Source organism: Larkinella punicea (assembly GCF_003334855.1).
GTDB classification, from domain to species: domain Bacteria; phylum Bacteroidota; class Bacteroidia; order Cytophagales; family Spirosomataceae; genus Larkinella; species Larkinella punicea.
The window spans coordinates 64,703-87,773 of the sequence record NZ_QOWE01000004.1 but is presented as its reverse complement, the minus strand read 5'-3'; the positions used below and the strand labels follow the sequence as shown (position 1 = coordinate 87,773).

The window sequence follows — 23,071 nt, the reverse complement described above, 5'->3', positions numbered from 1 at the left end:
CTCAGGGGTTGGCCGTCATGTACTCTTTCGCTTGTTCTTTTTCCGGTTTGATCGAATGGGCGTAGGTCGTCAGAATATTGACAATAATTTCGGTCATATACTCCCGTTTGTTGAACACGATGTCGTGGCGGTTTTCGGGCAACAGAAATTCCTTGGAGGGTGCATTGACGAGGTGGGAACGCCCAAATGAGACGTTGGTCGGATACACCAGTTCGTCGCGCTGACCGTGCAGAAACGTCACCCCGGCTTTGATTTTCGACCAGTCGGGCAGAATTTCGGTCAATGCTTTGCGGTGGGCCAGTTTCTCGTCGTTGGCCAGCCGCAGGAGCGGGGGAATGAGCCAGCGCAAAGGCGGTTTGTCGATGAAATGACTGATAGGATAAGTGCGCTCCAGCCCCGGCCCCAGGGCGGAAGATACAAACACCACCTGATCGACTAAATCGGGATTGTTCATCGCCAGCCGTGCGGCCACCGAACCGCCGTAGGACGACCCCACCAGCATCAGAAACGACGCTCTCCGGTACCGGTCAATCAGTGGCTGAAGCAGTTGTGCCTGTTTGACGATTGACGTTTCGACCCGGCCAAAATCGGAATACCCGTAGCCCGGCCGGTCGACTGCTACCAGGTGGGCGCGGTTGAGCAGGGTCGTATCTTTGAAAAATTTCTTGAAAAAAGACAGCGAACTGGGTGCCCCATGAACGAAAAGAACAACGGGCAGGGTGTCCTGACCGGCCTCTTCGGTTTCCAGATAGCGAATGGTTCGGTCTCTGATTTTGTACCGATGCACCTCGGTCTGAACGGGGTTATTGCGGAAAGTTTCGGCCAGTTCTTCGTCACTGTCCCGCGATTCGACCCAATGGGCTGCGGTTAATAAGCCGGCACATACGATAACGATGATGAGTAAAGTCCAACGGAGGACGCGCAAAAATAACTTCATGCATATATAACGAACGCCGACGCACTGTGGTTTTATGAAGCACGGTTTTTCCGCAACGATTCGTTTCAAAACGGGATTGACCGGACAGGAAATGCGCTGCCGGAGAAAGACGCGCAAACATTCCGGGCGGGGCAGGGTTACTTCCTGAACAATCACGACAATCTGACCCCATGAACAATCAGGATTCCGCACTGCCGAAAACCGACGAAGAAATCCACCGGGACGCCATTGGCCTGGAAATGAAACCCGAGCTGATGAATCCCGCCGACGCGCCCCAGGAAGACGAAACCGATACGCTCGAACCCGACGATGACGATACGGAACCCGGAACCGGCGTGTCGATTGGACAAGCCGGTTCCAAGGCCTTACCGGTGTAAAAGCACCCGGCCGCTCAGCGTTTTCTGATCGGTTTTGAGGTGAATAAAATGCATGCCGACTGCGTTTTGACTGAGGTCGACGGTTTCTTCCTGGGGCTGCCCGGTTCCCAACACGTCCTGCTGGTGCAGCGTTCGGCCGTATAAATCCGTCACACTCAGCCGGGCTTTTTCATTTTCGGCCAACTGGAAGCGGGCCGTTACCCGTCCGGTGGTGGGGTTGGGCGTCAGGGACAATCCCGAAAGCGATTCGCTGTCGGCTCCCGCTCCAATCCGTTGGCCGGGAGCACAGTTGATGGTTTTGGGCGACCAGATCAGAATGTAACTACCGCCCTGCACCCGGCCCCAGATGGTGCGGGTCTGGTTGTTTTTCAGGTTCTGCGGTACGGTAAACGCGTAGCCGTGAATGCCGTTTCCTTTCCCGGCATTCTTTAAATCCTGCCGGAAGATATCGGCCGAAACCGTTCCGGAAACCTGCGCCGTTGCGAGCGAGCTGCCTTCCAGAAAATCAATCGTGACGACGGCATTGGGCCGGTCCCGGTTCCAGATCCAGCCGGAGAACGTCGAGCAGTTGACCACATCCAGATACCCTTCGAAGTTGCCGGTAACCGGAGCCGGATTGACCGTTAACGTCACGGTAAGATTGGTTTTGGCATTTTTATTATCTGTCGCCGAGTAAGTCAGCGTGTGGGTTCCGGTGGCGTTGGGAGTACCACTCAGGACGCGGGTGCCGGGATTGAAACCGAGCCAGGCCGGCAAACCCGTCACGGCGTAGGACAACGACCCATTTTCGGGATCGGAGAAGGCCGCCAGCGTCGTCGTGAAAGCCTGTCCAATCGTGGCCGTCAGGGGGGTAATCGAAGGCGCAACCGGAGCACGGTTTGCCGGCGCTGCATTGCTAACCGTTATGCGAACCGTCATCGGAACCGTAACCGTTCCGTCATTGGCCGAATATGTCAGACTGAAAGAACCGGCCTGGGTTGGCGTTCCGTTCAGGATGCGGGTTGAGGCATTGAACGTAAGGCCGGGAATCGTTCCCGCAGCACTATAGGTCAGCGGGTTGTTGTCGGCGTCGGTAAAGGGAGCCAGCGTGGTGGTGAACCCTTGTCCCACGGTGGCCGCCAGCGTCGCGATGGAAGGTGCGACGGGGGGCTGGTTGGTTGGGGGTGGGGGTGTGGTGGTGCTCTCACAGGTCAAGGATTTGGGAGACAGCCGTAACACATAGGCCGAACCTTCCACCCGCGCCCAGATTTTGTGGGCCTGATTGTCTTTCAGACTTTGGGGAACCATGAAGACATACCCGTGATTCCCGTTTCCTTTTCCGGCATTTTTTAAATCCTGCCGAAAGGTTTCCGCCACCATTTTGTCAACGAACCGGGCGGTTTCGAGCGTTGGGCCGTCCAGAAACTCGACCGTAAGCGGCAGATTGGGTTTGTCCCGGTGCCATACCCAGCCCGAAAAAATATCGCAGTTGACCGTCGATAGATAGCCGTCGTAGCCCGCCAGACTCAACGCAGGAGCGGTCGCCGTGTTCGAAACCGTGACCGTGACATCGACTTGTTCATCCAGATTTTGGGCGTCCGTTGCGGTATAGGTCAGGTTAAACGTCCCGGCAGTGGTGGGCGTACCGCTCAACACCCGGGTAGAAGCATTGAATCCCAAACCCGGTACAGTTCCCGACAGGGTATACGTCAATGCGCCGTTTTCGGGGTCTGTAAACGGGGCCAGCGTGGTGGTATAGAGTTGTCCAATCGTAGCCGAAACCGAAATGGGCGATGGGGCCACCGGCGGCTGATTTACGGCTGGCGGACTAGCGACAACCACGTTGACCGTTGTCGCGACCGATGCGGTTCCGTCGTTGGCCGAATACGTCAAACTGAACGTTCCGCTGGTCGTGGGCGTACCACTCAAAATCCGGGTAGTCGTATTGAATCCCAGCCCCGGCACCGAACCTGTCAGGCTGTAGGTCAGCGGGTCGCTGTCAGCGTCGGTAAAAGGAGCCAGCGTGGTTGAAAACGACTGCCCGTTGGTCAGTTCCAGCGAAGCGATCGTCGGTGCAACCGGCGGCATGTTAGCGGGCGGGGGTGTTTCTGTGCCTTCACACGTCAGGGTTTTGGGCGACCATTTCAGGGTGTAGATGCCCTCGGCCCGGCCCCAGATCGTGTGTGTTTGGTTATCTTTCAAACTCTCCGGAACCTTGAACCGGTACCCGTGTGCGCCATTTCCTTTTCCGGCGGTTTTCAGATCCTGCCGGAAAACATCGGCTACGACCGTTCCTACAAGACTGGCGGTTTCCACCGTCGGCCCTTCCAGAAACTCGATCGTTACCGCATAATTGGGCCGATCCCGGTTCCAGGCCCAACCCGTAATGCTGTCGCAGCGGACTTTATCCAGATAACCATCGTAGATATTCAGGTTGTTATGAATTACGATCGACATCGTGGCCGTGGTAGAAGCTCCTTCGGTGTCGGTCGCTTCGATCACGAGGGGATACGTACCCGCCGTGGTGGGCGTTCCGCTCAAGAGCCGCGTCGTGGGGTTGAAGTTCAGGCCGGCAATGGTGCCGCTGATGGCGTGGGTCACGGTTCCGCCTTCAGGATCGGTGAACGCCGGAACCGTGTAGGTATACGATTTGCTGACGATGCCGGAAGGCGGGCTAAAACCGGGCGCTACGGGTGGCCGGTTTTCAGAACTGCCGGGGGCAGACAGGAAATCATACGAGCCGGAGCCCACCTGAAACAGGGCGCGACCATCTTCCATTCGCAGGAACGTAACCCCCGTAGCGTTTTCGGCCGGTTGGTTGCCCTCCCGAACCGACGCCAGATTGTCGGCGGGAATCGAAACCAGGGCCGTTGTGTTGCCGGGTACGGTTATTTTCCAGCGGAATTGCTGGTTCGTAACGGTCCATTCACTGGCAATGGTGCCGTAAGCTGACGCAAACGTTGAATTGACCCGGTTTAGATCGCCCGATGGAACGGGGCGCATCACGATGGATTTGAAACCGGCTTCCCCGGATTTGATGCCCGCCAGGTTCTCGTACATCCAGATGGGTAAATCGCCCAGCAGCATAACGTGGTTGCCCGAATTCATGAAGGCCGGAGCCTTGTTGCCGTTCCACAATTCCCAGGTCGTTGTGGCGCCGTTCTGCACCATGTACCCCCAGCTTGGATAGGCGGTATTGGTCGCCAGCCGCATCGCCAGGTCCGGGCGTCCGTTGGCCGTCAGGGTTCGCATCAGCCATTGGGTTCCAACGACGCCGGTGCTGATGTGACCGTTGAATCGCCCTTCGATGACCGCCGTAATCTGGTTGAAAACCGCCGACCGCCGTTCGTCGGGAACCAGCCCGCAGGCCAGCGCCACAAGGTTGGCCGTCACGGTATTGTTGTCGTATTGATTCGTAAGGGGATTCAGAAATTTCTGGTTGAAAGCCGTCCGAACCAAGGCCGCACGGCTGCTGAAAGCTGCCCGGTCGGCTTCGTTGCCGGTCATCACCGCAAACCGCTCCATCAGTTTCAGTACGTAAAAATAATAGGCGGTATTCATCAGCGTACCGTCCGTTCGGCGGGTGGGATCTTCCGTTTTGGTCAGATACATCGACTCCGGCGGCAAGGCCCAGTCGCCGTATTCATCCGCCTGCTGAATATAATCGGTGCTGTATTTTTCGAGGTAGGTTACCCAGCGTTTCATGGAGGCATAGTGCTTCCGAATTGGTTCGTCGTCGCCGAATTGCTCATATAACATGTTGGCTACCATTACATAGGCTGAAGGCCAGGTCACGCTGGGCGTTGCGTATTTCCAGTAGCTGGGCACAATGTCCGGAACACCGCCGTCCGGTTTCTGCGCACTCTCGATGTCGTCCAGCCACTTGGCATACAGACTCTGGTTGCCATACATGAAACTTTCGCCGGTCGAAACCGTTGTCCGGTCGCCCAGCCAGCCCTGCCGTTCGTCGCGCTGCGGGCAGTCGGTCGGAATGCCCCGGTAATTGCCGCGAACCGACCAGAGTGCATTGCTGTAAATCCGGTTCAGCAGGTCGTTCGAGGTGGTCAGCGTTCCCGTCTGGGGCAGGTCGTCGTGCACCACCCGGCCCTCCAGCGATTGCGCGGTTGGCGTGCCGGGGTAGCCGCTCACTTCGACGTAGCGAAAACCGTGGTACGTAAACCGGGGCTCCCAGATTTCTTCGCCCCCGCCTTTCAGCGTGTAGAGGTCCTTCGCTTCGGCCGACCGCAGGTTGTCGACCATCAGCGTGCCATCGCTTTTGATGTTTTCGGCAAACCGCAGCGTTACCTGCGTTCCGCGGGTGCCCTGCACCTTCAGCCGGGCCCAGCCCACCATGTTCTGCCCCAGGTCGAAAACGTATTTTCCCGGTTCGGGTTGCTGAACCGAAACCGGCGTCAGGGTTTCAATCACGCGGATGGGCGGGTTGGTCTGTGATTCGAGCCGACTGGCCGGGGCACTGACGGTTGCCGCCGTGAGCCAGTTGTCAGTATTGTAACCCGTTTGATCCCAGCCGGTTAGTTCACGGGTGGCGTCGTATTCTTCACCGTCAAATTCGTTGTTGGCCCGGATGGGGCCATCGGCGGTCACTTTCCAGGTATTATCGCTCACGATTGTTTCGGTCGTTCCGTCGGTATATGTCACCTCGATCTGCAGCCGCAGTTTCGGATAACCGTAGTGGGTGGTAGCCGGCACCTTGGGTAGCCCGACCCGCATGGCAAAAAAGCGGCCGTTGCCGAGCGTCACCCCGAACGCGTTGTCGCCCGATTGCAGGTAGGTCGTGACGTCCAGGGTGTTATACAAAACCCGTTTGTCGTATTCCGTCGGCCCCGGTGCCAGCACGGCATCGCCCACTTTTCGGCCGTTCAGCGAAAGTTCATACAGCCCCAGGCCACTGATGTAGGCCGTGGCCTGTTTGATGGGTTTGGAAAGCGTAGCCTGTTTTCGGAAATAGCGGGCCGACAGTCGGGTGTTGATGGCTTTGGGCGCATCCCACTCAAAGGCTTGCTCCAGACCAATCCACTGCGCCGTCCAGTCGGCGGTTTGCAGCAGGCCCATCGACCACCGCGCCGGAGAACTCCAGTTAGATTCGACGCCGTCTTTGCTCCGGACTTTAACCTTCCAGAAGCAGTTCTGGCGACTGGTCAGCGTCTGGCCTGCGTAGGCAACCCACTGCGAACGGTCGCTGGTCACCAGCCCGGAATTCCACAAATCCCCCTCGTTCCGGTTGAGTTTTTCCAGCGTCGACGCGACCAGAATCTGGTATTTATCCTGCTTCAGATTCCGTTGATTGCTGGTCAGAATCCAGCTCAGGCGGGGAGACGACCCGGTGATGCCTTCGGGATTGGTCAGGTTTTCGGTGTGGAGATCGGAGATTGTAATGCTCCGCTGCGCCAGGGCGGGAAACGACAGGCAGAGTACTAGTCCGTAAAGAATCCAATTCATAGACTTCCGTTTAAATTCGTAAGATGGTGATGCATTCGGTTCGTACAGCTTTTCCCAGGGTGGAACCCGGTACGCAAAAAGGGGCGGATACTGAAATAATAACCAGACAAATACTTGTTGTTTATTCTTTATTTATATGAGTTACATCAATAGTTATTCCAAATTTTATCAGACAAATGGATTCGCTTGAATTTCACGGTTCTATCTATCAAATTTGAGTTTAAAAGTGTAAAAAATAGTATTTTGTATGGAAAATAAACGAATTATCTGAGGCAATGATACGTCAAATGAATGGATAAACGTTTCGTCGGGCGACTAAATTATCAGACGGTAAAAATCCGGACTTTTCGGGCGTTTCCGGGCTTATTTTGAATACAGACAGTTATTACTTACCTTCCAATCGATAGAAGCGGTTACACTGCCCGTGACAATTCGTTCAGACCGTGGTAGTGGCCGGGCCGCTGCGGGTGGCTCCAATTGCTTCTCGCTACGCATTTGTAACCACCGAGATGGATACCCTGCTTTTTTGTTTTGCCAACGACCGGGATCATCCGTTGCCGTCTCTGCGGGATGAAGACGACGGCATCGACCGGCTGCTGGATTTACGGAGTAGCAAAGGCCACTTTCAAAAAGTGCGGGAATCGTTTGCAACCACCAGTTCGGTGGCCGATAAACTGGCGACCTACCAGAACACCCTGAGTCTGTTTCATTTCAGCGGTCATGCGGGCAGCACGGTTTTGCAACTCGAAGACACCGTGGCGCGGGGCGTGGGCATTGCCCAATTGCTCGGCCGCTGCCCCAATCTCAAGCTGGTTTTCCTGAATGGCTGCTCCACGCTCCAGCACATCCGGCTGCTGGCGGCCCAGAACGTGAAAGCGGCCATCATTGCCACCAGCACCCCGATTGAAGACAAAGCCGCATCGGCTTTTGCCCTCACCTTCTACCGCGCGCTGGTCAACCAGCATTCGGTGGAAGAATCGCTGGACATGGCCCAACTGAAATTGCAGGTCACCGAAGCCACGACCATTCAGGTGGTTAACCGCGCGATGATTGACCTGTCGGAAGAGGAGGTTACCCGAAATCTCTGGTATTTTCACCGCCCGTCCGACGAAGCCGCCCGCTGGGAACTGCCCACGGCCGCCGAACAAACCGCCGTCGAATACAAGCCGAATACCGTTCTGCGCAACGCCTTGTTCAACGCCCTCAATAAGTACGAACCGGGCTTGCGGGACAAGTTCATGCAGGTTAGCAAGCAGTCGCCGGAGTCGCAGATTCTCTGGATCAACGATGCCATACTGAGTCGCCTGCCGTATCCGATTGCCGAACCGCTCCGCCGGTTATTCACGCCCCCGTTTAGCCCGGAAGGCAAGAAGTTGCCGATTCCGAGTACGCGCGAACGGCTGCTGAACTACACGGCTTTGTTCGAATCGGCTCTTGATTTACTGATGATTACCCTGCTGGCTCAGGTGCTCGACCGGCTGATCCGGTATCGGAAAGAAGGAGCGGAGCCACCGATGACGGCGGACACCACCGCCCTGTTGCAGCGGCTGGTGACGGAAGGCTGGTCGAATCTGGAACCGCACCAACTGGAGCGATCCCTTCGACAACTGAGCCAGTTTCTGGCCGATAGTCAGATCAAACTTTTTGTTCCGGAAATGCAGGAACTCGCCCGTCAGTTCGATGAACGGGAGACGTTTTACGAATGCTTTCTGTTTTTCGATGACTTACGCCGTCGGCTGGCGGGCAAGGCCGGGGTCGCCAACATTCCATCGCTTTGTCAGGTGGGGGAGGATCAGCTCGTGGAGTTGTGCAAACGGCTGGGTTTCTGGGCGAACTACCAGCTTGAATCGTACAAAAACATCCGGGTGGTGCGTTTTTTTTACCGGCAGGAAGAATACAAACACGAAAAGGCGGTTTTGCGAACCACCCAGAACCCGTACGAAGACAAATCGTTTCAGGAGATCAACCTGACCAATCCGTGGGCGTCGCAATCCGTGCTGCTGGTGAAAGTCCGGCGCGAAACCGCCACGGGCGAACCCGAAGTGGCTGATTTTCTGAACCTTTCGCCCCTGCTGATCGACCAGAATGTCTACATCAAAAGCAACGTTTTCGATCCGTATAGTTTTCATTCGTCCCAACCCGGAACGCTGCGGTTCAAGCACATCGCCCGGCCCGAAGATCCGCTGCTAAGTGTGTCGTTTAAGCCCAGCGAAACGGAACTGCTTCAAAAGCAGGATTTTACGACCCTGCGCGAACAGTTCAGTACCGTGCTGGCACTGCTTTCATTACCCGATCCGCTGGCAACCGCCGAAAACGAACCGATCCTTTCAAATACCGATACCAACATCGACCTGCTTTCTCTGTCTGACTAAACCATGCCCGCCCACCCGTCCGTAAGCAGTCCATTTAAATTTCTTGACGCCTACACAGCCGCCGACCAATCCCGGTTTTTTGGTCGGCATGCGGAGCAGAAACGGCTGGTCGAACTCCTCTTTCGATCCCGGCTGGTGCTGGTCTACGGGCCGTCGGGCACCGGAAAAACCAGCCTGGTGCAGTGTGGACTGGCGAAGGCGATTCCGGCATCCGATTATTTTCTGGTCTCCATCCGGCGTCGGGGCGATTTGCGGCAGACACTGGTGACAATCCTGAGTGGTATTCTGGAAGAAACCGCCCTGACCGATCCGGTGGCCCTCGTGGCAGAGTGTATTCGCTACGCCCTGCGCCCGATCTACCTGGTTTTCGACCAGCTCGAAGAACTCTTTATCAGCGGCACGGCGGAAGAACAGCAGTGGTTTGCCGGTTTTTTGAAAGCGATCGAGCAATCATCCATTGCCTGCAAGGTAATTCTGGTCACGCGCGAAGATTTTCTGGCGTTTCTGTATACATACGAAGACCAACTGCCCGGTTTGTTCGATTTTCGGATGCGGGTGGAGCCGATGAGCGAACGGAATCTGGAAGAAGTGATTGTCGGCACGTTCAGCCAGATCGACGCGGTTCGGCTGGTGGAAGAACCCCGGACGGTCAAACTGATTCTGGAAAACAACCGCAGTTCGGCCAATTCGTTTCAACTGCCTTATCTTCAGGTATATCTGGATCGGCTCTGGCGGATGGAAAACGCAAAGGAACCCGAACCGCCGGTCTGGATTACCCCGGCACTGGTGGAGGAAGTGGGCCGGATTGACGATGTGCTGGAGCTTTTTCTGGCCGAACAAAAGAAATCCGTCACCGATTTGCTGGCTCCGGACGAACAACCCGCCGTGAGTCTGGTGCTGGAAACCTTTGTAACCTACGAAGGCACCCGCCGGGAACACCGTCTGGCATCGCTCGAAGAAGCCACGCGCCTGCCCGTTCCGCTGCTCCTGCGAATTTTATCCGAACTGGAACGCACGCGGCTGGTTCGCCCGGACGAAGGGACCTACGAACTGGCCCACGACAGTCTGGCGAAGGTGATCGACAAGGGGCGTTCGGCCGAACAGCGGCAGATCAACGACATCATCCGGCGGCTGAAAGACGCCTACCGGGAATACATGGAGAAAAACCAGGCGGAGGATTTGCTGCTTTCTTCGCGCCGGTTGTCCGAAATCCGGCTCTACGAAAAAGCCGTACACGACGAGCTGGATCGCAGCCTCGAAAAGCCTGAAAGTGACGCCAAATGGGCTTATATCGAAGCCAGCCGGGCCTTTCAGAAGCGGGAACAGCGCCGGGAACTGGAGGAGCAGCAGCGGAAAAATGCCCGGCTGAAACGCACCGTGGCCTTTGTGTCGGTGTTGCTGGCGGTGGCGGTGGCGTCGGTCTGGTTTGCGGTCAATCAATGGGACAAAACCAACCGCACCCGCATCGTGTTGCAGGCCGAAGGAATGGACCCCGTGCAGGCTTTGGTAACAGTGGCTGGCGCGTATGAGCAGGACCCGAACGAATTGAACCGGAAAGCCCTCTACAACCACTTCTACAACCACCGGCTGTATGCGTCGAAACTGGAACTGGAAAGTATGCCGATCCGGGATGCTGATTTTTCGGAGGATGGCCGGTATGTGCTGACCACCACCGAGAGCAACCTCGTTCACCGCTGGGACCGGAGCCAGAAGGATCTGAAAGTCGATGCATTAGACATCCCCGGTGTTTACCTGTCGGTAGAACTGGCTCCCGATAACCGGCGTGTGCTGGCCCTGACCGAGCCGGGGAACGTCTTTCTGGCTGATTTCGGGGATAAAACGCTCAAAGCGGTCGGTGCGGACTCCACGGTATTTTTTGCTGAATTTTCGAAGGATGGCCAGACGATTTTGACCGTTAACGGCGAAGGGACGGTGACGCTCTGGACGCAGAATGGCAGCAAGGCCGAGGTGCTGACGGCCCTTCCGCCGATGGCCCTGGCCGCTTATTCGCCGGATGGTTCGATGATCCTGGGTTTTCCGAAACCGAAAGTTGCGCAGGAAAATAGTCAACTGAGCGACCAGATTCTGTTGTGGGACCCGCTGGGAAAACGACTGCTGGATTCGATTCGGTTACCGAATGGGGTTTTTTGGGCCGAAACGATTGGAGACGGACGCTTGTTGCTCGTCGGAACCGAGGATGGCCGGGTGTTTCGCTGGGACCGGAAAACCCGGCAGATTCGCCCCCTGCAGCAACCCGGCGGGGATTTTCAATTTCCCAATCTCAAGCTTTCGCGCGACGGTCATACCCTGGCCGCGGGTGTCGGGCAGGCCATTTACTGGTGGAATTCGGAAGGAAAACTGGTGGATAAGTTGAAAGTAGACCAACTCTTGCAGTCGATCGAAATCTCCCCGGATGGCCGGATGATGCTGACCGTTGCCGGGACCGAGGTCGAACTGTGGGATCAGGAGAAGCAATCCAAAGGCATTTTATCGCATTCAGCGGCCGTTTCGACGGTGGCCTTTGCGCCCGATGGAAAATCGATTCTGACCCGAACAGAAGACGGTAAAGCGTTTCTCTGGAATTGGCAGGATGATCGGTTGCTGGAATTGCCCCACGAGGAGATCGTTCTGGATGTTTCGGTTTCGGCCGATGATCAGACGCTGGTAACCCTCACCTTTGCGGATCAGGTGGTTTTCTGGAACCGGGCCGGTCAGCCGATCGATTCGGTGCTGGCTCCGTCCGGAGCTGTGGGTGTTTTGGCGTCCGTCGACGCCCGGCACCTGTTGCTCGACATCCCGGACACAAATGCCGTGGTCTGGAACCGCACCCAACGGCGGATGAAGCCACTGGCTGGTGAGTTCGTCACGGCCTCGGCTGACAGGAGTACGTTTCTGACGCGCACGAAAACCGGGAAGGGCTATCTGTGGAATTTCGAGGGCGAGCGAATCGACAGCCTGCCGATGAATCTGAACGGGCAGCTCATTTATTTGTCGGAAAATGGGCAGGAAGCGGTGATCCGGTCGCTGCGGTCGACGGGCGGCAAGATGCACGTCTGGAGTCGCAAAGACCGGCGGCTGATGGCGTTGCCGGGTAACCACCTGCAGGCCACGATTTCGCCGGATGGAACGTCGGTTTATGCCCTGACCAAAGGCAACAATGACACCCTGTCGGGCTGGAATCAGCAGGGGCAGTCCTTTCTGTCACAATCGCTGCAATCCGGGCGGTTTACCGCCGGGTATGAAATCCGGTCTTTTGCTCTGTCGCGCTCCGGTCAACTGGCGCTGATTACACAGACAGGTGAAAATCAGGCTTTTTTGTGGAATGTAAAAGCGAAGTCGTTCAGTTTGCTGACGCACAGCAAGGAAGTGGAAAACGCCGGATTTTCACCGGACGGGGCCCTCATCGCCACGTTTCAGGGCGATGGCAAATCGTTCTGGTGGGGTACAGACGGGCAGCGGCTACTCGACTGGCGAGGCACCGTGGACCAGTTCAGTTTTTCAAAAAGTGGAACCCTTTATTCCGCCATTCAGGGGCATCGGGTTTTGGTTTGGCCCGGCCCGAATTTTATCACCGCATGGCTTGACCAGCATATTCCGAAAGCGGAACGGCAGACGATTTTGGCCGGTGCGAAAAAACAATACCGGCTGCAAACCTCGTTTTGGGAGGCCATCTGGCAATCATTCCGGGAGTAAAAACCGGTGAGCTTGCTATCTCTCGGGAACAAACCGGGTAAACGTCTTTCGCTTTGATCGGGTCTAAATTGCCCAATTACACAAAAGTCATTGTATCCGAATGCCCGATTCCGTACCTTAATTCGCAGAAAATCTGTCTATTCCTATGAAACCCTTCGTTGGCCTGGTTTTGATTTGCCTTTGGGTGGCATGTTTACCAACGCGCGGGCAGTCGGTGGTGGAGCCGCTCGTTCAGTTCAGGAACGATTCGATTCCGGCGATGGCGTTTAGTGTAACGGGCTCCGGGCGGCATTTCAACCGGTTTTATCCCATCGATGTCGATAACGTCAAACTACGGATCGGCGACACGCTGCAGGTGAAAGTGACACCCATTAAATCCAACCGCAACCTGATTATTTCCATCCGAAACTGTTACGGAAACTGCACCATCGACGAGCGGGCCACCAGCGGATCGAAGACGACGGCCTACTCCGTTTTGTCGGCCAACGTCGACACCCTCAGGGAGTTAACGTTGAAAGTGCCGATCACCCCAACCGTTGCGTTTACCGACAATACCGGCAACAAACTGTCGCTGGATAACGCGGGTCTGAAATTCATTTTCGTTTACATTTCAAACCCGAACATGGCGCTGGCGGAATATGACCTGGAGCTTTCGATTATTCGAAAATCCGAACGGAATAACGAATATCCACTGCCCGCCAAAGTGAAACGCCCGACGATGGCGACCGCCCGCTACCACGCGGTTTTGATTGGCGTCAACGATTACAGCGACGCCCGGATTAAACTGAATCGCCCCCGCAGCGACATTGCCCGGCTGGACAGTGTGTTGCGGCAGAAATACGAGTTTACATCGATCACCAACCTGCCCAATGCCACCAAAAAAATGGTGAAAGACACGCTAACGGCGCTTTCCTACCGGCTGCTGAGCGATGATAACCTGCTGATTTTCTTTGCAGGACACAGCGTCAGTACCGACGAAAATACCGGTTTCTGGGCGTTGCAGGATACGCAGCAGGAGGATCTGGATAGCTATTTGTCGAATGCCGCGCTGGTGTCGATTTTGAACGAAATGCGCACCCAGCATCTGTTGCTGGTGGTCGATGCGTGTTTCGGGGCCACGGTGGTTTCGTATCAGGTGATGACCAACCAGAAACTGCAAACCTGGGATGAAAAGTATACCCAGAAAAGCCGCAAAGCCATGAGTTGCAGTTCGTTGGAAGAAGTGCCCGACAACAGTGTCTTTCTGGATTACTTCATCAAACGGCTGGCCACGAACGGGGAGGAGTATCTGCCCTCGGAGGAACTGTTCGACAGTCTGAAAAATGAGGTTCATAACCGAACGCAGATCCGGCAAAAACCGACCTACGGGCACATCAAAGGTTCGACGCCGGGAGCGGGGGATTTTTTGTTCAAACGCAAAATGCGGTTAGCCGTCAAATCGGAATGAAGCAGCTTTTGCTCATCGGCTTTTTGGGGTGCAGCCTTCCGGTGGTGGGAAGCCGGTTTTGGGCGGATTCCAGCCGGGCCAGGGGCGATACGCTGGAAGTGAGCTACATCAAGGTGTTTTTCATCGACGCCCCCGTACCCGATTCGACCCGCAAAGTGACAATCAGTTACAGCCAGAAAAGTATTATTCTGGTGAATGATTACGGCAAACCGGCGATGCTCGAAATCAGCCGGGACATGAAGCAGTGGACGGCTTTTACGATCAAGGCCAACAACGTGAGCATTTACCCCACCAACAGCACCCAGCTTTTTGTCCGGCTGAAAACCGATCCGGTTCGGAGCAATAAATACACCGTTCGGCGGGGATCGCGCTACCGGATTTACCTCGGCTCGGATGGAAAACTGGCGCTCAACCCGGAGGACTAAACCTGCCGTTTTTTCTCCAATTCAGTTTACGGACGAAAAACCGTGCGAGAGCGGACCAGCCCGGCGGCTGCCACCGAAACCAGCGGAAAACCGGGTTTGGCAGGGAGGTTGACGATGTCTTTTTGGCGAGCGTCATGGTCTCCGAAATCAGTTGTTGAAGTTCAGTTTCGGCCAAATAAGCATCGTTGACCTGCAAAGCCGCAACCACCGTATGGGCCAGCTTCAGATCCGAAACCCGGTCGGGGTTGGAGATCTGCCAAATGTACCAGAACGCATCGCTCTCCGGCGTGGGTTGCAACACCCACTTCCGAAAGGTCTCATTCCAGATTAGTTTTTCGATGTTTGGGGCGTATTGCTGTGGCATTCGTGGCGTATTTGCTGTGTGAAGGTATCAGAGACGGGTTGACTGCATTTCCGTCAACCCAGCAGGTGAACCAGCGAAACGACAAAGAATTCGGCTTTCCACCGGGCTTTCAATTGTTTGATGGCGGCCTGGAGCAGGTTGAAAACCGACTGCGGGGCCATGTTCATGACCGTAGCAATGTGGTCGCGGTCCAGTCCCTGAAAAAACTTGAGATACACCACTTCCTGCTGTCGTTTGGGCAATTGCCCGATGAGGGATTTCACCCGGTAGACCACATTGCGGGATGTTTCGCCTTCAACCAGACTTTCCTGCACTGAAAACTCGACCGAAAAAGGATCGATACAATCCAGTGGAGTCCCGGATTGCCAGCGTTGGTTTTCCAGCGCCCGGTGCATGTGTCGGCGAAGAGACGCCAGCAGGTATACTTTCTCCCCAACGGTGTCGTTCAGCGTGTCCCGTTTCTGCCATAATTCCAGAAAAAGAGCCTGAATGCACGCTTTCACGAATGCGGAGTCGTGGGAATATTTATGACCGTATGCGAAAAGCAGCCGGCTATATTTTTCCATTAACTTCTCAAAAGCTTCGCAGTTTCCATTTTTAAATTGCTGCCAGAGGTCAGGCTCATCCAGGACAACCGGGTTTTTATTCAGTATATTCATGACATACCCTTGCTGCGGATGGTGGAAGATGCCTTGCCGATCAAATATAGGGTATTATCTGAATTCCTGAAAATAAGTCCCACTATATGTCAAAATAGTACCAAGCTTGGTTATTGGATGGTTGTAAAACAGGATTTGCAATCCCGATAAGAACAAGAAAAGACGGTTTGACCGACAACGACCGTTATATCCTGACAAACGGATTGGTTCGTTTTTCCTGGCCGATCGTCGTGGTTCCCATATGACCGGGGTAAACCGTGTAGTCGTCGGGCAGGGTGTAGAGTTGTGTATGGATGCTGTGAACCAGCGTATCGAAGTCGGAAAGCGGAAAGTCGGTTCGTCCGACGCTGCCCCGGAACAGCACATCGCCCCCGATGACGAAGCGGTCGGCGTGTCCGACAAAAGCCACATGCCCCGGCGCGTGTCCCGGTACAAAACGCACTTCCAACGCCGAATTTCCGAATGAAACGGTTTGCCCGTCTTCCAGCCAATGATCGGCTTCGGTCGGCTCATAGGCCCCGAAACCGTAGTGCTGCGCCAGGATTTGCGCCGACTTCAAAACCGGCAGGTCGCTTTCGTGCAGATACAGTTCAACACCATATTTCCGCTTGACGAACGCATTGCCCAGCACATGGTCGATGTGGGCGTGGGTATTGAGCAGTTTAACCGGTTTCAGATCGTTTTGCGCAATAAAAGCCGTTAGTACTTCTTTCTCGGACTGGTCGTAACAACCGGGATCGATGATAACTGCTTCGCGGGTTTCGTCATACAAAACGTAGGTGTTTTCAGCCAGTGCATTAAAAGTAAAAGCTTGTATCCGGATCATAATCAAGGAAATAGGCGATCTTATAAAAGTAGAAACAGGCTGGGTTTTTTATGCAGGTCCGGTGTTTGGGCCTTCCATTCGCGGATACTCAGCGTTCGGACCAACTCGTCTTTGGCAGTCAGATTGCAGGCAATGCACAGCCGGGTTTCGGGGTTGCAGGCCGTCAGGATGTCGGCCAGCAGGTGGTTGTTGCGGTAGGGCGTTTCCATGAAAATCTGCGTCTGCTGGCGTTTGCGGGCGTCCATTTCCAACTGCTTGATTTCCTGAAGCCGGGCCGGTTTTTCGATGGATAAATACCCGTGAAACGCGAACGACTGACCGCTCATGCCCGACGCCATCAGGGCCAGCAGAATGGACGACGGCCCCACCAGTGGCCGAACCTGCCAGCCCGTTTGGTGGGCCAGCCGCACCGCCACCGCGCCGGGGTCGGCCACGCCGGGGCAGCCCGCTTCGGACAAAACGCCCGCATCCCGGTTTTGCTGTCTCAGAATGGCTAACTGCTGTTTGGTTTCGGCTTCGGGCGTGTCTTTGTCGAGGTCGTAGAACAGCAGATCGTCGATGACCACCCCGGTTTTCAGACTGCTGATAAACCGCCGGGCCGTGCGGACGTTTTCGACAAAAAACACCGTCGTTTGGCTGATCACCTCGCGGATTTGGGGTGACAGCACCTGGTCGGCGGTATTTTCGGCCAGTATGGTGGGAATAAGATACAGAATGGGCATGATAAAAAAGGAAGCAAACCGCATCCACATCGAGCGGACCGGTTTGCAAAGAACCGAATAAGGTGATTACTTTTCCAGGAACCGCATCAGTATTTCCACAAACTCCACCGGTTTTTCGGCCTGCACCCAATGCCCGGCATCCTCGATGGTTTCGAGCGTGCTGTTCGGAAAAATGCGTTTGATTTCGGCCTCGTCTTCGTCTTTGATGTAGCGGGATTTGGCGCCCCGGATGAACAACGTCGGCTCGGTTACCGTCCGGACGTGGGCCAACTCGCCACCAATCGCGTGCAATTCCTGCTCGATAACGGGCAGGTTGAGCCGCCAGTCGAACTGGCCGTCGTCGGTGCGAAACAGGTTTTTGAGCAGGAATTGCCGAACGGGCAGAATGGGTTCATACTGGCTCAGAATGTCGTCGGCGTCGTTGCGGCTTTTGATGGTTTTGAGGTCGATGGCTTTCAATCCCCGGATCAACTCGGCGTGGTGAACGGGGTAAAATTTGGGGGCAATGTCCACGATCACCAGCCGGCTGAACTGCCCGGGATAATCCATCGCAAACTGCATGACGGCTTTTCCACCCATCGAATGACCGATGACGACGGGCTGTTCCAACTGGTGCTCGGTGATGAATTCCTGCAAATCGGAGGCCATGGCGTCGTAATTAAACACCTCGCTGCGGGGCGACCGCCCGTGGTTGCGCTGGTCGACCAGAAACACGCGGTGGTTGTGTTTGGCAATGGATTTCGAAATGGTCAGCCAGTTGTCGGACGAGCCGAAAACACCGTGCAGAATGATGATGGGAGTGCCGGTTTCGCCGGTCTGTCGATAGTAGAGTTTCATAGAAATCGTACCCACGGCGGTTCGTCCGTGAATGGTTCAGGGGCTAAATTACAGAATATTGCCTGATATTTCACGGACGAATCGCCATGAGTACGATGGGTGATTACCGAACGTAAACGACTTTTTCGCTTTTTTCGATCAATTGTCCGAAGGCTTTCAAATGGAGTTTGTATTCAAAAGCCACCTGCTCGAACAGCGTTGCGCTGCGCGGATCGACGGCAATCAGCAAACCGCCACTGATTTGCGGATCGGCCAGCAAAAACCGTTGTTCCTCCGTCAGTTCGCTGGTTTTTTCGCCGAAAAGGTCCCAGTTCCGGTGGGTGCCATCCGGAATGTTTTCCGACGTTCGGTACTCGTCCAGCATCGGCAAAACCGGGACTTTGTGAAAATCGATCTCGGCACTCAGTCCGCTGTTTTCGGCCATCGTGATCAGGTGACCCAGCAAACCGTAGCCCGAAACGTGCGTCAGTGCCTTGACGTACGGCAGTTTTCCCAGAAAGGTTCCGAACGTATTCAGTTTCGTCATCTGGCCCAGCGCCAGTTCGGTGTGTTCGGCACTCAGGGTTTCTTTTAGCAGTGCCGTGGCCAGCATACCGGTGCCGAGCGGTTTGGTCAGGTAGAGGCAGCAGCCTTCCGTGGCCGTGCTGTTTTGTTTCAAATGGTTCAGGCGCACCTTGCCGGTCACGGCCAAACCGAAAAATGGCTCCGCGCTTTCGATGCTGTGAATGCCCGCCAGCGGAATACCGGCTTCGGCGCAGAGGGCGCGGCTGCCATCCAGGATTTGACCGGCAATTTCGGCCGGAATGTTATCGAATGGCCAGCCCAGAATGGCCACCGCCAGCAGCGGTTCTCCACCCATGGCGTAGATGTTGTTGAGGGCGTTGGCGGAGGCAATTCGACCGAAATCGTAGGCGTCGTCCACGAAGGGCGTGAAGAAATCGGTGGTGCTGACGACGGCTTCACCGTGGCCCGTTTCCAGGACGGCGGCATCGTCGCGGTGATCGGCACCCACGAGTAGGTTGGGGAAGTCGGGGAGGGAAGACGTTGGGGCGTTCAGCAGCGTGTGAAGAACGTTTGGGTCAATTTTGCCGCCAAAACCAGCGTCACGGCTGAATTGAGCCAGTTTGTATATTTCCGTTTGTTGAATCATGTCCGTACGTGTTGTAACCGCCATGCGGTTTTCCTTTTAGTACTACAGAAAGATAAAAAGAAAGGTTTAAAAAGTCGCTATTGCAGGACGGCGGATGATGTTCAGAATATTTGGTAAATATCTGGATAGTAGAAGATTATCTAAAATGGGTGCAAAAACAGACGATGGCTTAACGCAATGGTAACATAAAAATAATGTGGCGAAATTGAACGATAAAAACAGATTTATGGAGTTTTTGTAGAAAGCTTGTTTGTATAAATGTTATTTTGGTACTTTACTAAGAACTGCTACTTGAGTCACAAAAAAAAATGTCGTTTCTTTGTGGAGAACTGTAGCAGGTTGTCGGATACACTTCAAACCAAATTTAACCAAATCAACCATTTTTATGAACAGAAAATTACTGTCTATCTACCTGGTAGCGTTCCTGTGCGGGCTGGCCTTTGTGCTGTCTGGCGGAGATGTGCAGGCACAGGTGACTTCTTCTTCCATTGCCGGTTTTGTGAAAGATCAGAAGGGAGACGGGCTTCCGGGTGCGACGATCGTGGCGATTCACACGCCTTCCGGTACGCGCTACGGAACCATTACCAACGGAGAAGGGCGTTACACTTTCCCCAACGTTCGGGTGGGTGGGCCGTATACGGTGACCTCGACCTTCGTTGGCTTTAAAGAACAGGCCAAGGCCGACATTTTTGCGAGTCTGGGAACGGCCGCAAACGTTGATTTTGCCATGGCCGACGAAAGCACCCAGCTTTCTGAAATCGTCGTGTCGGGTAGCCGGAGTGATATCTTCAGCTCGGACCGGACCGGAGCGGCTGCTTCATTCGGACGGGAAGCCATCAACACGATTCCAACCATTAACCGGACGCTGACCGACGTTACCAAATACAACGCCTACGGAAACGGGCAGTCGTTTGCCGGACAGGATCCCCGTTTCAACAACTTCACCATCGACGGGTCGGTTTTCAACAACGGATTCGGTTTGGGTAGCTCGGCACTGGCCGGTGGCCGGACCGGAACAACGGCGGTTTCGCTGGACGCCATCGACCAGATTCAGGTGAACGTGGCCCCTTTCGACATTCGTCAATCGGGTTTTACGGGCGCGGGGATCAACGCTGTCACCCGTTCCGGTACGAACGAATTCTCGGGTTCGGTTTATCACCTGTTTCGGAACAACAGCCTGGTGGGCAAAAAAGCCGATGGGGATGAAATTACACCCAAACCCAACATCAACGAGAAAACGTACGGTTTTCGGTTGGGCGGTCCGCTGATCAAGAACAAACTGTTTTTCTTCGTTAACGGCGAGATGTTTGACAGCAGCACGCCAGCTTTGCTGTGGAGTCTTGACCGTGGCCAGGGCGGTGGTAACGTTTCGCGGGTAACCGAAACCGATATGCGTGATCTGGATCAGTTTATGCAAACGAATTTTGGCCGGAGTCTGGGAGCCTATGATGGCTTCAACAACGATGTGAAAAGCCGGAAAGGCTTGATCCGTCTGGATTACAACATCAACGACCAGCACAAACTGTCGGTACGGTATTCACACCACAATTCGGAATCAGGCTCCATCATCAGCAACAGTAACAGTAGCAACACGGCGGGGAATGGAAACCGGACGAACAGCGATTTGGCGATTTCACCGGAAAACTCCGGCTACATCATTGCCGATAACACCCGCTCGATTGCGGCTGAGCTGACCTCAAACTTCGGGGGTAAATTTGCCAACAACCTCATTGCAACGTACAACAAACAGAACGAAGACCGGACGTATAAAACCGATATTTTTCCAACCGTCGATATTCTGAAGGACGGAAGTACGTACACTTCCATTGGGTTTGATCCGTTTACCCCGAACAACAAGCTGAATTATTCGACGATGAACATCACCGACAATTTCAGCTTTTTTGCCGGAAGACATACCCTGACGGCTGGTGTTGTCTACGAACATTACACGTCGAACAACGTGTTCTTCCCGTCGTCGAAAGGGGTATACGTGTATAACTCCATCGACGACTTCAAGACAGCGGCTTTAGCCTCGATCAATAACCCGACTGCAACGACTTCACCGGTAACGGTTGCCCGTTATAATTTGCGGTATTCGCTGATTCCGGGTGGTGGTGAGCCTTTGCAGACGCTGAAACGGAATCTGTACAGTGCCTACATTCAGGACGAGTTTCAGGCAACGCCGAACTTCAAGCTGACAGTAGGTTTGCGGGGCGATGTGTTTCAATATGACAACAGCACGGCTGAAAACTTTAACAATCCGATTGTGGCCGGTTTGACGTTTAGGGATGAAGAAGGGAAAAATTACCAAATCACGACCGGAACATTTCCGAAAGCGCGTTTGCTGTTGTCACCCCGGGTTGGGTTTAACTGGGATGTGAAAGGAGACAAAACGACGCAGATTCGTGGAGGAAGTGGTGTCTTCGTTTCCCGGATTCCGGAAGTGTTGATTTCCAATCAATTGGGGAATAACGGGGTCAATACCGCCGTTATTAACGTACAGAATACGACGGCGTACCCGTTTGTTACCGATCCGAGCCAGTTGCCGGCAGCCGTTCGTCCGCCCGATCCTTCGACGGTTGATTTAACGAAACTGCTTCCGTACGTTATCAACGCATCGGATCAAAACCTGAAATACCCGCAAATCTGGAAAACGAACCTGGCCGTCGATCAGCGTTTGCCATGGGGGTTGATCGGTACGGTTGAGTTTGTTTACAACAAAAACATTCAGGCCCTGCGTTACATCGATGCCAACCTGAAAGCACCAACCCGGACGCTGAACGGCCCGGATACGCGTCCGGTTTTCCCGGCTTTCGGGGTAGCAAGCTCAGGGAGCGGAGCCGCCAACACGGTAAACATTGCCCGGTATTACAATACGGCCATTGCCAACGCCTTTGTGTTGAGAAACACCAACAAGGGAAGCTCGTACATCGTGACGGCGAAATTGGAAAAACCGGCTACCCGTGGGTTTGGTGGAATGCTGGCGTACACCTACGGCGAAGCCCGGGATTTGGCCTTTGTGGGTAGCACGGTTCAGGCCAACGTGCCGACAACGATGGGACAGAATTACCTGACCACCTCGTATTCGGATCAGGATTTGCGTCACCGGATTGTGGGGTATCTTAATTACCGGCTGAACTACGGCGGTAAATTTGGCGGTTCGACTGCCTTCACACTGGGCGTTCTTTCGACGAGTGGCAGCAAAATCTCGTATACCTACAACCAGGATGTGAACTTTGATGGTCAAACGACCAATGATTTGTTGTATGTGCCGAGAAATGCTTCTGAGCTGACGTTTGCTCCGCTTACCGTTGGATCAGGTGCAAGTGCCGTGACCTACTCACCGGAGCAGCAACAAACGGCTTTTAATGCCTACATCGAAGGAAATGACTACCTGAAAACCCGTCGCGGTCAGTACGCCGAGCGGAATGGCGGTAACTATCCCTGGCTGACCCGTTTCGACTTTACGGTTATTCAGGAATTTTATGTAGCGGTGGGTGCCAAAGGCAAACGCAACACGATTCAATTCCGGGCTGATATTCTGAACGTTACCAACCTGCTCAACAATAGCTGGGGTCTGGGAAAAACCGTTACGACCTTCAACCCACTGGCGCTGGCCAGTGTGAATACAACGACCGGTATTCCTACCTATCGGCTGGCTACGCAGGTCGTTGACGATAAGCGAATTCTGCTGAGAGATTCGTTTGTTCCCAGCCAGAACCTGAACGCGGTGTATCAGGCTCAGTTGGGTATCCGGTATATCTTTAATTAAGCACTCCTTAGTTAGACAACACCCCCGCCGGAGCGATTCGACGGGGGTGTT

General features: G+C 54.6%; 14 protein-coding genes. 6 read left to right on the top strand and 8 right to left on the bottom strand.

Annotated elements, in window-relative coordinates:
* Position 1: 1 nt before the first annotated feature.
* Positions 2-937 (bottom strand): alpha/beta fold hydrolase, encoded by a 936-nt coding sequence (locus DUE52_RS05610; protein ID WP_114405001.1) that lies wholly within the window; start codon positions 935-937, stop codon positions 2-4.
* A gap of 170 nt (positions 938-1,107) precedes the next feature.
* On the opposite strand from DUE52_RS05610, the gene DUE52_RS05605 reads away from it, so the two are divergent.
* Entirely contained in the window at positions 1,108-1,314 is a 207-nt protein-coding gene (locus tag DUE52_RS05605) for a hypothetical protein (protein ID WP_114405000.1), read from the top strand.
* Here DUE52_RS05605 and DUE52_RS05600 read toward each other — a convergent pair.
* On the bottom strand, positions 1,303-6,753 hold the full coding sequence (locus DUE52_RS05600) for a family 78 glycoside hydrolase catalytic domain (RefSeq protein ID WP_114404999.1): 5,451 nt from the start codon (positions 6,751-6,753) through the stop codon (positions 1,303-1,305). The genes DUE52_RS05605 and DUE52_RS05600 overlap by 12 nt on opposite strands.
* A gap of 509 nt (positions 6,754-7,262) precedes the next feature.
* On the opposite strand from DUE52_RS05600, the gene DUE52_RS05595 reads away from it, so the two are divergent.
* From DUE52_RS05595 to DUE52_RS05580, 4 genes are all read left to right on the top strand, one after another.
* Positions 7,263-9,125 (top strand): CHAT domain-containing protein, encoded by a 1,863-nt coding sequence (locus DUE52_RS05595; RefSeq protein ID WP_114404998.1) that lies wholly within the window; start codon positions 7,263-7,265, stop codon positions 9,123-9,125.
* A gap of 3 nt (positions 9,126-9,128) precedes the next feature.
* On the top strand, positions 9,129-12,818 hold the full coding sequence (locus DUE52_RS05590) for an nSTAND1 domain-containing NTPase (protein ID WP_114404997.1): 3,690 nt from the start codon (positions 9,129-9,131) through the stop codon (positions 12,816-12,818).
* Positions 12,819-12,963: 145 nt separating this feature from the next.
* Positions 12,964-14,265, top strand: coding sequence for a caspase family protein (locus DUE52_RS05585; protein WP_114404996.1), 1,302 nt, complete (start codon positions 12,964-12,966; stop codon positions 14,263-14,265).
* The gene (locus tag DUE52_RS05580; protein WP_114404995.1) at positions 14,262-14,690 is read left to right on the top strand and encodes a type 2 periplasmic-binding domain-containing protein; all 429 of its coding nucleotides are present in this window, start codon (positions 14,262-14,264) and stop codon (positions 14,688-14,690) included. Before DUE52_RS05585 ends, DUE52_RS05580 begins: the two co-directional genes overlap by 4 nt.
* On the opposite strand, the gene DUE52_RS05575 is transcribed toward DUE52_RS05580, so the two are convergent.
* The 6 genes from DUE52_RS05575 to selD all read right to left on the bottom strand — a co-directional run bounded on the left by DUE52_RS05575 (position 14,674) and on the right by selD (position 19,248).
* Entirely contained in the window at positions 14,674-15,054 is a 381-nt protein-coding gene (locus tag DUE52_RS05575; RefSeq protein ID WP_114404994.1) for a hypothetical protein, read from the bottom strand. The genes DUE52_RS05580 and DUE52_RS05575 overlap by 17 nt on opposite strands.
* Before the next feature lie 53 nt (positions 15,055-15,107).
* On the bottom strand, positions 15,108-15,713 hold the full coding sequence (locus DUE52_RS05570) for an RNA polymerase sigma factor (protein WP_114404993.1): 606 nt from the start codon (positions 15,711-15,713) through the stop codon (positions 15,108-15,110).
* 184 nt (positions 15,714-15,897) lie between these two features.
* Entirely contained in the window at positions 15,898-16,539 is a 642-nt protein-coding gene (locus DUE52_RS05565; protein ID WP_114404992.1) for an MBL fold metallo-hydrolase, read from the bottom strand.
* A 20-nt stretch (positions 16,540-16,559) separates the two neighbouring features.
* A complete protein-coding gene (locus DUE52_RS05560) occupies positions 16,560-17,261 on the bottom strand; it encodes an SAM-dependent methyltransferase (RefSeq protein ID WP_114405233.1) in 702 nt (233 codons plus the stop codon).
* A gap of 66 nt (positions 17,262-17,327) precedes the next feature.
* Positions 17,328-18,098: an alpha/beta fold hydrolase gene (locus DUE52_RS05555; protein WP_114404991.1), complete on the bottom strand. Its 771-nt coding sequence runs from the start codon at positions 18,096-18,098 to the stop codon at positions 17,328-17,330.
* Positions 18,099-18,201: 103 nt separating this feature from the next.
* A complete protein-coding gene (gene selD / locus DUE52_RS05550) occupies positions 18,202-19,248 on the bottom strand; it encodes a selenide, water dikinase SelD (RefSeq protein WP_114404990.1) in 1,047 nt (348 codons plus the stop codon).
* Positions 19,249-19,633: 385 nt separating this feature from the next.
* On the opposite strand from selD, the gene DUE52_RS05545 reads away from it, so the two are divergent.
* The gene (locus DUE52_RS05545; protein WP_114404989.1) at positions 19,634-23,020 is read left to right on the top strand and encodes a TonB-dependent receptor; all 3,387 of its coding nucleotides are present in this window, start codon (positions 19,634-19,636) and stop codon (positions 23,018-23,020) included.
* The last annotated feature ends 51 nt before the right edge of the window (positions 23,021-23,071 follow it).